The 12619-nt window shown below is 52.3% G+C and carries 12 protein-coding genes; 8 read left to right on the top strand and 4 right to left on the bottom strand.

Annotated features, from left to right (window positions below; genetic code table 11):
* Nucleotides 1-2: 2 nt before the first annotated feature.
* The 4 genes from EYZ66_RS13125 to EYZ66_RS13110 are packed head-to-tail and all read left to right on the top strand — an operon-like array spanning nucleotide 3 to nucleotide 5246.
* Nucleotides 3-1625, top strand: a complete 1623-nt coding sequence (locus tag EYZ66_RS13125) for an acyl-CoA carboxylase subunit beta (protein WP_009575037.1) — start codon at nucleotides 3-5, stop codon at nucleotides 1623-1625.
* 8 nt (nucleotides 1626-1633) lie between these two features.
* On the top strand, nucleotides 1634-2434 hold the full coding sequence (locus EYZ66_RS13120; RefSeq protein WP_009575039.1) for an enoyl-CoA hydratase/isomerase family protein: 801 nt from the start codon (nucleotides 1634-1636) through the stop codon (nucleotides 2432-2434).
* Nucleotides 2435-2443: 9 nt separating this feature from the next.
* On the top strand, nucleotides 2444-4435 hold the full coding sequence (locus tag EYZ66_RS13115) for an acetyl/propionyl/methylcrotonyl-CoA carboxylase subunit alpha (protein WP_009575041.1): 1992 nt from the start codon (nucleotides 2444-2446) through the stop codon (nucleotides 4433-4435).
* Between the two features lie 10 nt (nucleotides 4436-4445).
* The gene (locus EYZ66_RS13110) at nucleotides 4446-5246 is read left to right on the top strand and encodes a TIGR03084 family metal-binding protein (RefSeq protein ID WP_009575045.1); all 801 of its coding nucleotides are present in this window, start codon (nucleotides 4446-4448) and stop codon (nucleotides 5244-5246) included.
* A 139-nt stretch (nucleotides 5247-5385) separates the two neighbouring features.
* Here EYZ66_RS13110 and EYZ66_RS13105 read toward each other — a convergent pair whose 3' ends face one another.
* The 3 genes from EYZ66_RS13105 to EYZ66_RS13095 form a co-directional block, all read right to left on the bottom strand.
* A complete protein-coding gene (locus tag EYZ66_RS13105; RefSeq protein ID WP_009577128.1) occupies nucleotides 5386-6228 on the bottom strand; it encodes an IS3 family transposase in 843 nt (280 codons plus the stop codon).
* Nucleotides 6228-6728 (bottom strand): transposase, encoded by a 501-nt coding sequence (locus tag EYZ66_RS13100; RefSeq protein ID WP_040817814.1) that lies wholly within the window; start codon nucleotides 6726-6728, stop codon nucleotides 6228-6230. The genes EYZ66_RS13105 and EYZ66_RS13100 overlap by 1 nt, the downstream gene beginning before the upstream one ends.
* An 81-nt stretch (nucleotides 6729-6809) precedes the next feature.
* The gene (locus tag EYZ66_RS13095; RefSeq protein WP_009576877.1) at nucleotides 6810-7613 is read right to left on the bottom strand and encodes a methyltransferase; all 804 of its coding nucleotides are present in this window, start codon (nucleotides 7611-7613) and stop codon (nucleotides 6810-6812) included.
* 190 nt (nucleotides 7614-7803) lie between these two features.
* Between EYZ66_RS13095 and EYZ66_RS13090 the strand changes: the two genes are divergently transcribed.
* The 4 genes from EYZ66_RS13090 to EYZ66_RS13075 are packed head-to-tail and all read left to right on the top strand — an operon-like array spanning nucleotide 7804 to nucleotide 11908.
* Nucleotides 7804-9273, top strand: a complete 1470-nt coding sequence (locus EYZ66_RS13090) for an FAD-dependent oxidoreductase (RefSeq protein WP_009576878.1) — start codon at nucleotides 7804-7806, stop codon at nucleotides 9271-9273.
* 10 nt (nucleotides 9274-9283) lie between these two features.
* Nucleotides 9284-9925: a nuclear transport factor 2 family protein gene (locus EYZ66_RS13085; protein ID WP_160195701.1), complete on the top strand. Its 642-nt coding sequence runs from the start codon at nucleotides 9284-9286 to the stop codon at nucleotides 9923-9925.
* 8 nt (nucleotides 9926-9933) lie between these two features.
* Entirely contained in the window at nucleotides 9934-11001 is a 1068-nt protein-coding gene (locus EYZ66_RS13080; protein ID WP_009576881.1) for an alkene reductase, read from the top strand.
* Nucleotides 11002-11035: 34 nt separating this feature from the next.
* On the top strand, nucleotides 11036-11908 hold the full coding sequence (locus tag EYZ66_RS13075; protein ID WP_009576882.1) for an amidohydrolase family protein: 873 nt from the start codon (nucleotides 11036-11038) through the stop codon (nucleotides 11906-11908).
* A gap of 192 nt (nucleotides 11909-12100) precedes the next feature.
* On the opposite strand, the gene EYZ66_RS13070 is transcribed toward EYZ66_RS13075, so the two are convergent.
* Nucleotides 12101-12559, bottom strand: a complete 459-nt coding sequence (locus EYZ66_RS13070; protein ID WP_009576828.1) for a MaoC family dehydratase — start codon at nucleotides 12557-12559, stop codon at nucleotides 12101-12103.
* Nucleotides 12560-12619: the final 60 nt, after the last annotated feature.

Here is a 12619-nt window from a genome sequence, read left to right as displayed (position 1 = left end):
ACATGGCCGTGATTGAAACGCGAGTCATTGTCGGTAGTGATGAGTACGAAAAAAATCGTACCGAGATGCTGGCTTTTGTAGACAAACTGCGTGCACTTGAAGCGCGCGCGATGGATGCGAGTAATAAACGCGCGCCAGTATTTGAAAAGCGCGGGCAAATCCCACCCTTCCAGCGTGTAGAGCGGGTGCTTGACCCCGGCATGCCCTTTTTGCGCTTGCACTCTTTAGCCAATTATATGGTTGGCGATACTAACCCAGAGACCAGTGTGCCCGGTGCGTCGGTCATTATCGGCATTGGTTTCGTGCAGGGCGTGCGTTGCATGGTCTGGGCCGACGACTCGGGTATTGCTGCAGGTGCGGTAACACCCAAAACTGGCGCGGTCCATTTGGCCGTGCAAGAGATTTGTAAACGCCAAAAGTTGCCACTGATTCACATGGTGGAAAGTGCCGGTGCGAACCTAATGAATTACGAGGTCAGCACTTGGGCGGTATTTGGCGCGGTGTTCCGCAATATGGCGCAATTGTCAGCCATGGGTATCCCCAACATTGTGGTGTTGCACGGCGCATCAACGGCCGGTGGTGCTTACATGCCCGGCATGGCTGATCACGTGATTGGCGTCAAAGAAAACGGCTTAGCGGCTCTTGGCGGCGCGGCACTCGTCAAAGCCGCAACGGGTGAAGAGGCCGATGAACGCGAATTGGGGGGTGCCGAAATGCACTCCTCGGTATCGGGTGTCGTGGAGTACCTTGTCGATAACGACGCACACGGGCTATTGAAAGCGCGTGACGTGGTCAAGCGGCTAAATTGGAATAAGGGTGCCAGCGCGATTCCTCGACAAGCCTATCAGCCGCCCAAGCATGATCCCGAGGAACTCGCCGGTGCTATTCCGGTTGACCACAAAGTGCCTTACGACGTACATGAGGTGCTGGCTCGCGTTGTTGATGGTTCGGAAGTCGAGGATTTCAAGCCGCGTTACGGGCCATCGACCGTCTGTTGTTTCGCATCTATCACCGGTATCGCCTGCGGTATTCTGGCCAACAACGGCCCTATTGATCCGAATGGTGCCACCAAGGCTGCTCAGTTTTTGCAGCTTTGCGACCAAAGCAACTTGCCCGTGATTTTCTTAAACAATACCACCGGATACATGGTCGGTACCCAGTATGAACAGGCCGGTATGATCAAGCACGGCGCGAAAATGGTACAAGCGGTTTCAAACATCCGCGTACCTAAAATCACGCTGTACATCGGTGCGAGCTTTGGTGCCGGTAACTACGGTATGTGCGGTTGGGCCTACGAGCCCGATTTTCTGTTTGCTTGGCCTAGCGCCAGAACGGGTGTGATGGCGGGTCAGTCGGCGGCCAAGACGATGTCGCAGGTAGCCGAAGTGGCGGCGCAGCGCAAAGGTTTAGAGCCCGATCGCGAAGCTATTGCCCAGCAGGAAGCTCGCATACAGGCCGTATTCGATCGCCAAGAGGATGCCTTTTACACTTCCGGTCAAGTACTAGACCACGGTGTGATCGACCCGCGTGATACCCGCAAAGTCCTCGCTTTTGTGTTGGAGACTTGCCTTGAAAGTCGCGCTCGTACCCTTCACCCGAACGCCTTTGGCGTTGGCCGTATGTAGGGGGTGGTATGAGTTTCCCAATAACAGAATCGATTCAACTGGAACAGAAAAATGGCTGGCTTACGATTTGGTTTGATGGCATTGAAAACCGTAATGCCCTGACCGATCAGCGCGTGGCAGAAACCTTGGCGGTATTAAATGCGGTGGCTGACGATCGCACGGTACGAGGTGTTACGCTACGGGGCAAAGGCGGGGTGTTCTCGGCTGGGGGTGATCTAAAAAGCTTTCGCAAGTTTGCTGAGGCCCCAGACGACGATGTCATCGAAATGAGTAAAAGCATTGCCTACTTGCTGAACCGCCTAAATACCATGCCTCAGGTGACCGTTGCTCTGGTTGAAGGTGCAGCGATTGCAGGTGGGCTGGGGATTGTGTGCTGCTGCGACGTGGCGATTTGCCAAAGCAGTGCCAAGTTTGCCTTTAGTGAAACCATGATCGGCATTTCACCGGCGCAGATTGCGCGTTTTGTGATGCAAAAACTCGGTTACGCCAAAGGTCGTCGCCTAATGTTAACCGCGGCGCGTTTCGATGGCACCGAGGCCGGTAATCTTGGCTTGGCCGATTTTGTGGCCGATGATGTGGCGAGCTTAGAAGCCCACGAAACAAAGGTGCGCCGTGATGTACTCAAGTGCGCCCCTGGTGCAATTGCCGCAACCAAGGAACTGATTTTGGAGTTGCCCTACATCGTGCCCAACGAAGTGGCCGATGTTGCGGGCCGAAACTTCACCAAGCGTCTAAAAAGTGATGAAGGCAAAGAAGGAGTGAGCTCTTTCTTAGAGAAGCGTGCTCCCAAGTGGGCGCAGGAGCCTTAAGGATAATTTATGAAACGTTTATCAACTTTATTGATAGCAAACCGCGGCGAAATCGCGATTCGTGTTATGAAAACCGCTCGCGAAATGGGCATCCGTACCATTGCTGTCTATTCTGAGGCTGATGCCAATGCGGCTCACGTACGAGCCGCTGATCAAGCTGTGTGTATTGGTGCCGGACCGGTTGGGTCTTCGTATTTGCGTGCCGATGTTATTTTGGACGTCGCTAAGCGCATGGGTGCCGACGCGGTTCACCCCGGCTATGGCTTCTTATCTGAAAATGCAGGCTTTGCGAAAGCCTGCGCCGAGGCCGGTATTCTGTTTGTTGGGCCGCCGACTGTGGCTATTGATGTAATGGGCGACAAAGCCAGAGCAAAGCGGGCGATGCTAGAAGCCGGCGTACCTTGTGTGCCGGGCTATCAAGACGAAGATCAGTCCATTGAGCGCCTCACGAGTGCCGCTAAAGCGATTGGCATGCCTGTCATGGTGAAAGCCGCGGCTGGCGGTGGTGGTCGGGGTATGCGTTTAGTGCATCAAGAATCTGAACTGGAAAGCGCGATACACATGGCGCACTCCGAAGCGCAAAATGCCTTTGGCTCCAGTGAACTGATTATCGAGAAAGCGATTATTCGACCGCGCCATGTCGAAATTCAGGTGTTTGCCGACGAGTTCGGCAATACTGTGCACTTGGGTGAGCGCGATTGCTCGGTGCAGCGCCGTCACCAAAAAGTGATCGAAGAATCGCCGTGCCCAGTGATGACCGACGACCTGCGTGCTGCCATGGGCGAGGCTGCCATTGGGGCAGCCAAAGCAGTGAATTACGTGGGTGCAGGTACGGTTGAGTTTTTGTTGGATCAGTCGGGTGAATTCTACTTTTTAGAGATGAACACTCGCCTGCAAGTTGAACATCCCGTGACGGAATTGGTGACAGGCTTAGACTTGGTCGAGTGGCAGTTACGAGTGGCGCGCGGCGAAACCCTGCCCCTAACGCAAGATCAAATCCAGCTGAATGGGCATGCGATTGAAGTGCGTTTGTACGCCGAAGATCCTTACGCAGGTTTTTTGCCCAGCACGGGTCCGATTCATTTGTTCGCAACGCCCAGTGTACCCGGTTTTCGAGTGGATTCAGGGGTTGCCAGCGGTGACGCGGTATCGCCTTTTTACGATTCCATGGTCGCTAAGATCATGGCCTACGGTAAAACTCGAGAGGATGCGCGTCAGCAGTTGGTCAGAGGATTGCAGGAAACGGCTTTATTAGGTTTGCCGAATAACCGCGACTTTTTGATCGATTTGTTGGAGCAGCCTGAATTTGCAAAGGGCGAGGCGACCACGGCGTTTATTGCTGACTGTTATGGTGATCAACCGACGAAGCCCGCGGTGTCCGAGGAATCCTTGGTGCTTGCTGCTTGCTTACAGCACCGCCTGGGGCGGGAAACAGCGGCGACCAAGAGCTTGGGCATTGCCCCCGAATTGCTTGAATGGTCGTCAACGGGCAGAACAAGCAGTGTTTATAGCTACGAAGTGGGTGAAGAGCTCAGCACAGTGACTTTGACGAGTCAGGGCTCTAATGCCTATATCGCTCAAGTCGGCGAAGCTACGTATCAGATTCAGGTGCTGAGCATGGCTTCTGAACACGCGGTGCTGGTCGTTAATGGTGTGCGCATGCCGCTGCATTTTGTTGCAACGGATGATGCGACGATTCACATTGCCAGTGCATCTCGTACCGATGTATTGGTCAATAAGGCCATCTTGCCCCCAAGCGCAGGTGAAGAAGCAGGTAGTGGCACCATTACCGCACCCATGCACGGTTTGCTGCTGAGCGTGGATGTCGAAGTTGGTGCCTCGGTGAGCAAAGGTGACCGGTTGGTGGTACTCGAAGCCATGAAGATGCAGCACGGCATTACCGCGCCGATTGATGGTACAGTCACGGTTATTGGCGGCAAAGCGAATCAGCAGGTTGCCGCCGGTGATGTGCTGGTGGTGATTGAGCCGACCGAAGAATAAGGAGATCACAGTGCAGCAAGCCAAAGATTTTTTAGCAGAGAGCGAGGACGTATTTGCGCTGGTGTCAGGTTTGTCAGAGGAGGCTTTGGCGACCGCGACCGCCTTTAAACAATGGAGCATTGCCGACATCATTCAGCATTTGCATTTTTGGAACGAAGCTGCACTTTTATCGTTAACCGATGCCGCGGGCTTTGATGACTTTTTCAAACCCGTTGGCGCCCATATTTTTAGCGGTAAAGATCTCAAGTCTTACGAGCGCGAGTACTTTGCAAACCTGACGGCTGGCGAGCTCATCGCTGCTTGGAAACACATGTACTTGGCTACCGCGCGGGCTTTTGAGCAAGCCGATCCCTCACAGCGAGTGGCATGGGTTGGGCCTTCGATGAGCGCGCGCTCATCCATTACTGCGCGCCAAATGGAGACCTGGTCGCACGCGCAAGCCATATACGATGCGCTCGGCATTGATCGTGCTGATCAAGACCGTATTCGTAACATTGTGGTCTTGGGTGTTAACACCTACGGTTGGACCTTTGTGAATCGTAAACTCGATGTGCCTGACCCAATGCCTTACGTAAGTTTGACCGCACCCTCGGGTGATGTCTGGAACTATGGCGATCCGCAAGACGACAACTGTATTCAAGGTTCTGCAGTGGCTTTTGCGCAAGTGGTAACGCAAACACGCAATGTCGTCGATACCGACTTGCAGGTTATTGGCGACAACGCCAACCTGTGGATGGCCAATGCCCAGTGTTTTGCCGGTGCCCCCAATCCTGTGCCCGAACCGGGTGTGCGGTGTAAGGCTGCAGTTTAATACTCGCTGCAGGTGAAGGAGTTAACTTTTCGCCTTCGCGTTTCAGCTTATCGCCCACTCTGGGTCAATTGGGCCTGCTTCTTAAAAACATAACAAAAAGGCCGCAAAATGAAGTGACCCCATAAAGTTGGACTCATTTCTAAGCGGCGACCAAGGCCTGATTTCGATATTGTATCGGACTCAGGCCTTTTAGTTTCAGCTTAATGCGTTCGTTGTTGTAATAGTCGATGTATTCCTTAATGCTTTCAATCAGTTCGTCTGCGCTGTTGAAGACCTCACCGTGATACATTTCGCTTTTTAATATGCCGAAGAAGTTCTCTGCAACGGCATTGTCTAAACAATTGCCTTTTCTCGACATGCTCTGTTTTAAGCCGTTCTCGTCAAGGTGACGCTTATACAGCCTATTTTGGTACTGCCACCCTTGGTCAGAATGAACAATTGGTTTTTCATGTGCCTCCAGCTTGCGTGTTGCACGTCTCAGCATATCGGTTACCAAGGGTAATGCGAGAGACTTACGCACCTCGTAGCTCACTACCTCCTGGTTGAACAAGTCAATCACCGGCGATAAATAAACCTTCTGGTTATTCACTTTGAATTCCGTCACATCAGTAACCCATTTTTGGTTGGGTCTTTGTGCGGTAAAATCACGATTAAGTACGTTCTCTGCGATGCTTCCTACATCGCCCCTGTAAGACCTGTAACGTTTCGGCCTTACCTTCGACTTGAGACCTAAGACCGCCATCAGGCGCTGCACGCGTTTATGGTTGATGACCAGCCCCATCGCCCTCAGTGCGCAGGTTATCCTTCGATAGCCATACCGCCCTTTGTGCTTATGGTAGATGCTAGTTATTTGTGATTTTAATTCACTGTCGCTACACGGCTTTTTTAGTGCATTACGATGATAGTAATACACGCTTTTAGCTAACCGCGTCGCCTTCAGCAAATTCTGTAAGCCATATTGCGCCTTGAGCTCATCGACCACTAGGGTCTTTTCTTTGCTTTTTTCTTTCTGGCCTGAGCCAAGGCTTCTAACTTTTTTAAGACTGCATTCTCCGCCCGCAAATAATCCAATTCCTCTCTGAGTTCTTTTTCAGTCATTTCTGCTGAGGGTTTAAGCGTTGTAGAGTGCTCAGTCATGTTAGGCCTGCTATTTTTCCGGGGAGTGAGGCGAGATAGTCCTTCCTGAGCATAAAGCTTGTGCCATTGAAATAATATGCCCTGACTCGACAAATCAAAGTGGGCACTGGTATAGCTTAGAGACCAGCCATTCACCGTCATCGTTGTCAGTACGTGGGCTTTAAATTTAAGTGAATACGGTTGATGTGGGTGCTTAAAACTATCAGCACCATTTATGCTGTATACCTGCGACCAGTATCGAACGAGGCTGGATGCTACCCCATAGCGCTTGCCCACCTCCCTGGAAGGGATAGATTGAGCAAGTTTGGCGAGCTTTAACTTAAAAGCTCTATTGTGTTTGGACATAAAAAGACCCCCAGTAATTGGAATGTCCAACTATTGGGGGTCACTTCAAAAAGCGGCCTTCGCACAATCGAGTAAACCGTATTACCAGATGTAAGGAATCAGCGCCTTACGCTCTTTGGGGTAATCGTCGAAGTTTTTCAGGAACCACTTGTGAGTCACCATAGCGCGTGGTGCCAAGTTGCCGACGGTAATCGCCAATACAAACACAGCGCCTAAGTTCCAGGTCATAATGGCAAAGCCCGTGAATGACAGGATTTCGCCTAAGTATTGTGGGCAGCTGACCCACTTAAAGAAGCCACCGTAAGGGATTTTGTAGCGCGGTTCGCTGGGGTCCGGCTTCTTCGAGCGCAGGTTGCGCAAGATGGTGTCTGAGTAGACGTTCAGGGTAAAGCCAAACGCGTAGATCGCGATACCGATGATGAAGCGCGGATCGCTGAACCACTCGGTGGTGTACTGCGTGCCGATATTGGCGATATATTCGGCATTGAAGTAACCGTGCATGAACAGCGTTATCCAGCCGGCAACGACCACGTTAAACGCAAAGGTTTGACTAGCGCCGGGTGCCGTACGCATCAGCAAGGGAGTGACCAGCGCGCGGTTGGTGTAATGGAACATCCAAATCGCTAAGAAGAACAGTGGGACAATTTGGTCCGAGTTTTCGCCCATGAAGAACACGATCGGGAAGACGATAAGCCCCGGGAGTTCCATCAAAATCCAGCCTGGTTTGGATCCCAGTTTAAACCCTTTGGATTTAGCGCCACCGCCGCCGAAGCGACCGCCATAGGCAGCCGTCCCATACAGGCTGCTGACGAAGATCATGAGAGCGTACAAAAACCCGACGATGAGAAGCGTGTCGTAGAACGTATTTCCGGTATACCACTGCATAGCCTTACTACCCTGTCTATTGTAATTGTTGGTGCGTAGGCTACCGCACTATGGTGGGTCTCGTTAACACACATTCGGACTATGGTTTCACAGCATGTGCTACCCATCGTCCAAATGGGGGCTGTGTGTAGGGGGTAAAACTTATAAGGTTGGCCCATAAAATGAAAACAAGATTAGGGAAGGTTGTATCGTGAGCAGTAAGTTTAAGCCTCTACAGCGAAGCGAGGTCGAGCATTGGGATGCTCAAGTGGATGTGCTTGTGGTGGGTTTTGGCGCAGCCGGTGCGTGCTCGGCCATAGCGGCGCATGACAGTGGCGCAAAAGTGATGATTGTCGAGGCGGCGTCAGACGCTGGAGGCTCGACAGCCTTGTCATCTGCCGAGCTGTATTTAGGCGGCGGCACGAGGGTTCAAAAAGCGGTGGGCTATGAAGACACTGCAGATGCTATGTACGACTATTTGATGATGTCGAACGCCCCGCAGGCGAGTGCCGAGAAAACTCGCCGTTACTGTGATGAAAGTGTCGAACACTTTGACTGGTTGGTCGAGCAGGGCGTGCCGTTCAAAGATTCGGAGTACCCGGGCCGCGCCATGATGGCTCTAACCGACGATTGTTTGTTGTTTACCGGTAGCGAAAAAGCCTGGCCGTTTAAAGATCACATTCCTGCGGCACCGCGTGGTCATAATTTGTACGTCGAGGGTGACAACGGCGGTCCGCTTTTTATGAAGATTATGGCGGAGGCGGTCGCCAAGCGCGGTATTGAACAGCGTTTTGAAACTCGCGTTCTTAAGCTGATTGTCAGTACCGAAGACGGCGTTACCCGTGTCTGTGGCGCCGTTATTCGTCAAGATATGCAAGAAAAGTTCGTTGAGGCCACACAGGGTGTGATGTTGTGCTGTGGTGGCTTTGTGATGAATGAAGACATGGTCAAGCAGTATGCGCCTGAGCTGTTGAAAGCCAGTGTGCCCATTGGTAACCCTAACGATACGGGGTCGGGCATTCAAATGGGCATGAGTGTGGGCGGTGCGGTCATTAACATGCACGAAGGCTTTGTGAGTCTGCCTTACTACCCCCCTGCGACATTGACCTACGGTATCTTAGTCAATGCTCAGGGGCAGCGATTTATTAACGAAGACGCCTACCACGGTCGAGTGGGTGCTGCCTGTTTGCGTCAAGTCGGCGGTCCTGTTTACTTCGTGATGAATGTAGAGGATTACGAGGGGTACGAGACACAGTCTTATTTAGGCTCTCCTATTGGTGGCACAGGCGAAACCGTTGATGAACTCGCAGCAGAGCTTAATCTGCCCGAGGGTCAGCTGCAAAACTGCATCGAGACCTTCAACCGTTTTGCCAAAGAAGGACAGGACCCGCTGTTCCATAAAGATGCCGCGTGGTTGAAACCTCTCGAGCCGCCCTTGGTTGCGTTGGATTGCACCCCAGGCAACGGCACCTTCTATCCCTACTTTACTCTCGGTGGTCTTGATACGACGGTGGATGGACAAGTGCTTACCGCTGGTGGTGAAGTGATCCCTGGTTTGTACGCAGCGGGTCGCACGGCCTGCGGTGTGCCGCGGCGCGGTGACGGCTACGCTTCGGGGAGTTCGGTGGGCGATGCTTCGTTCAGTGGTCGCGTTGCTGGTCTTCATATTGCCAAGTCTTAAGGATTATTCAATGTCAGATGCAGAAATTTTGAGAAGGCTGGACCGCTTAGAGTCTTTAGACGAGATTCGTCAACTGGCGGCTAAATACTCGCTGTCGTTAGATATGCGTGACCTTGACGCCATGGTGAACCTATTCCCTGAAAATGTGCGCGTCGGCAAAGACAAAGTGGGCCGCGCTTACTTTAAGCAATGGATGGATCAAACACTGCGAGAGCAGTTTACGGGTACGTCTCACCATATTGGCAACCACATTATCGAATTTGAAGACCCCGATCATGCGGTGGGCGTGGTGTATTCTAAAAACGAGCACGAAACACCTACCGAGAACGGCGACATCGAGTGGGTCATTATGCAAATGATTTACTGGGACCACTACGAGCGAATCGATGGACGCTGGTACTTCGCGCGTCGCTTGCCCTGCTACTGGTATGCTGTCGACCTGAATAAACCCCCAGTGGGCGACAACAAAATGCGCTGGCCCGATCGCGACCCGTACGAAGGTGCGTACCACGATTTGTTCCCAACTTGGAAAGCTTTCTGGGATAAAGAGCCCTCAGATGAGCTACCCTCTGTTGCAGCGCCAGCGCCCTACGAGCAATTTTTAAAGACGATGCGGGGCCAGCAAGGCAACCCTAAAATCCGCACGCGTTAAGGACCCCTATGACTTTAGACGCTTTATTTTCGCCCATCACTTTGGGTGCTATCGAACTTCCTAATCGGATTATCATGGCGCCAATGACGCGCAGTCGCGCGACCGACGACGATTTGGTCACTGACTTGCACGTCGATTACTACCGTCAGCGTGCGAGTGCTGGCCTTATTATTAGCGAGGGTGTGCATCCATCGCTCGATGGAAAAGGTTACAACCGTACGCCCGGCCTGTTTTTGCCCGAGCATGCTGAGGCGTGGTCCAAGGTAACCGCCGCGGTGAAAGCCGAGGGTGGGCAAATGGTGGCGCAGCTTATGCACTGCGGCCGCGTGGGTCACCCTGACAACAAAGCGCCAGGGGCCCGCTTTTTGGCACCTTCGGCCATAGCCTGCAAGGATAAGATATTTACCCCAAATGGTATGCAGCCCATGCCAGAACCCGAAGCCATGACGCTTGACGAAATCAAAGAGGTGCAGGCGCAGTATGTGAACTCGGCAATCCTGGCGATTCAGGCCGGTTTTGCGGGCGTCGAGCTACACTGTACCTCGGGGTATTTGCCAGCTCAGTTTTTATCCACCGGTACGAATCAGCGTGAAGATAACTACGGCGGCAGTCTCGCCAATAGGCTGCGTTTTGTTTTAGAAACGGTTGCGGCAATTTCTTTAGCCGTCGGCCACGACCGCGTCGGGGTGCGTATTTGCCCAGCGAACCCGTTCAATGATTTGCATGACGATGATCCAAAAGAAACCTTTGCGGCCCTAATGCAAGGTCTTAATTACTACAACTTGGCTTACCTGCACGTGATTCGCATGAACTCGACGGGCCTAGATTCGCTAGCGTTAGCTCGCGAGAACTTTAAAGGTTATGTCATCGCTAACGATAGCTACAGTGCAGAAGAAGCCAACGAAGCTATTGCCGATGGGCGGGTCGACGCAGTTAGCTTTGGTCGTCCGTTTATTGCGAACCCGGATTTGCCGGCGCGCTTCCAAGCAGGCGCTGAGCTTGCACGCATAGATATGAAAACACTTTATGGCGGAGAAGCCGAAGGATTTACCGATTACTCACCAATGAGCGCGTAATAGGTTACACCAAATTCACGTAAGGAGATTCACCATGGCAATGCCAGAAAACATTGGGATCATCGATTTGATGATGGCGATTCCGAACAACGATACGTCGGACTACTACGACTTCATCAAGCCTTTGTTGATGGACGAACAAAGTCGTGAGATGTTCAAAATGCCGGCGCAATATATGTTTAAAGACATCCCCAGAACTGGCGTTCAGGATGACTACATCGCCTATACGATTCAAAAAATGGATGAGTTTGGCATTGAAAAAGCGATGATCGGTGTCGATGAGGATCAATACACGCTTCAGAACAAAGCGGTTCTCGAGCATCCCGACCGTTTTATTGCCAGCTACGAATGCAATCCTAACAAGGGTATGGAAGAAGTTCGTAAAATTCGTCGCTTAAAAGAAAAATACGATCTGAAAGCGGTCACAGCGTTCCCGTCGGGTTTATGCCCACAAGTTTCGCTGTCGGACAAAAAGTGGTACCCCATTTTTGTCGCGTGCGTAGACTTAGACATTCCTTTTTGTACCTGTGTTGGTGTGCCAGGGCCACGGATCCCAATGGAGCCTCAGAAGGTCGAGCATCTCGACGAAATTTGCTGGTTCTTTCCTGAGCTGAAAGTCGTGATGCGCCACGGTGGCGAGCCGTGGACCGATCTGGCATGGAAGCTGATGCTTAAGTATCCCAACCTGTACTACATGACCAGCGCGTTTGCGCCCAAGCATTACCCCAAAGACATTATCCATTACGCGAATACCCGCGGTGCTGATAAAGTGATGTACGCCGGCTATTTCCCCATGGGCTTGTCGCTGGAGCGTATCTTCAGCGATATGCCAAACGTGCCGTTCCGCGACGAAGTATGGCCGAAGTTCTTACGTGCGAATGCACGCACGGTGTTTAAGCTCGATTAACGAGTTGTTAGGCTTGAGCGTTTAACGATCCGCCTTCACGTCTCAGCCAATTTCTTGCGGACCGCTGCAAGGCCATCCGTGGCTCGCTACGCACGCGACGTCCTGTCGCGTGACGTTCCGCGCGAAACAGGCCGCAGCCGCTCGGCTAGCGCTCGCGTATTTTCAAAACTCAGTGGCAACCTGGCTCGCGCATCAGGGATAAAAAATACTGATCGTATCGACGATACACGCGGGACGCTCAGCGCCTTCTACCGTGATGGTGATGCGCACAACGACTTTTACGCCGCCTTTGGCTTCTTCAGCGGACGTAATTTCGCCGGTAGCGCGGATGGTGCTGTTAACCGGCACAGTCGATGGGAAGCGAATGCTCTCGGCGCCATAGTTCACGCCCATTGATACATTGTTGACTTGCAGTAGCTGGGGCAGGAACCAGTTGGCCAGCGAGAGGGTTAAGTAGCCGTGCGCAATGGTGGTGCCGAAGGGGCCGTCTTTGGCTTTTTCAGGGTCAACGTGAATCCACTGATGGTCGCCGGTGGCGTCCGCGAATTGGTTGATGCGTTCTTGTTCAATAACCAGAGGTTCACTGGGGCCGAGCGTGGTGCCGACTAGGTTCAAAAGTTCAGCGGGCGATTCAACAATGTAAGTGCTCATGTAATACTCCTGTGTAAATTCGAACTCTAGCACGAAGCGAAATCGGCAATCTTACGACTG

Source organism: Aequoribacter fuscus, assembly GCF_009910365.1.
Classification (GTDB): domain Bacteria; phylum Pseudomonadota; class Gammaproteobacteria; order Pseudomonadales; family Halieaceae; genus Aequoribacter; species Aequoribacter fuscus.
The sequence above is the reverse complement of the archived record's forward strand: the minus strand, read 5'-3'. Positions and strand labels throughout refer to the sequence as shown.

Coding starts and splice junctions, on each gene's coding strand:
- EYZ66_RS13125 (WP_009575037.1), top strand. CDS start 3: ATGGCCGTGATTGAAACGCGAGTCATTGTCGGTAGTGATGAGTACGAA.
- EYZ66_RS13120 (WP_009575039.1), top strand. CDS start 1,634: ATGAGTTTCCCAATAACAGAATCGATTCAACTGGAACAGAAAAATGGC.
- EYZ66_RS13115 (WP_009575041.1), top strand. CDS start 2,444: ATGAAACGTTTATCAACTTTATTGATAGCAAACCGCGGCGAAATCGCG.
- EYZ66_RS13100 (WP_040817814.1), bottom strand. CDS start 6,728: ATGTCCAAACACAATAGAGCTTTTAAGTTAAAGCTCGCCAAACTTGCT.
- EYZ66_RS13095 (WP_009576877.1), bottom strand. CDS start 7,613: ATGCAGTGGTATACCGGAAATACGTTCTACGACACGCTTCTCATCGTC.
- EYZ66_RS13085 (WP_160195701.1), top strand. CDS start 9,284: ATGTCAGATGCAGAAATTTTGAGAAGGCTGGACCGCTTAGAGTCTTTA.
- EYZ66_RS13080 (WP_009576881.1), top strand. CDS start 9,934: ATGACTTTAGACGCTTTATTTTCGCCCATCACTTTGGGTGCTATCGAA.
- EYZ66_RS13075 (WP_009576882.1), top strand. CDS start 11,036: ATGGCAATGCCAGAAAACATTGGGATCATCGATTTGATGATGGCGATT.
- EYZ66_RS13070 (WP_009576828.1), bottom strand. CDS start 12,559: ATGAGCACTTACATTGTTGAATCGCCCGCTGAACTTTTGAACCTAGTC.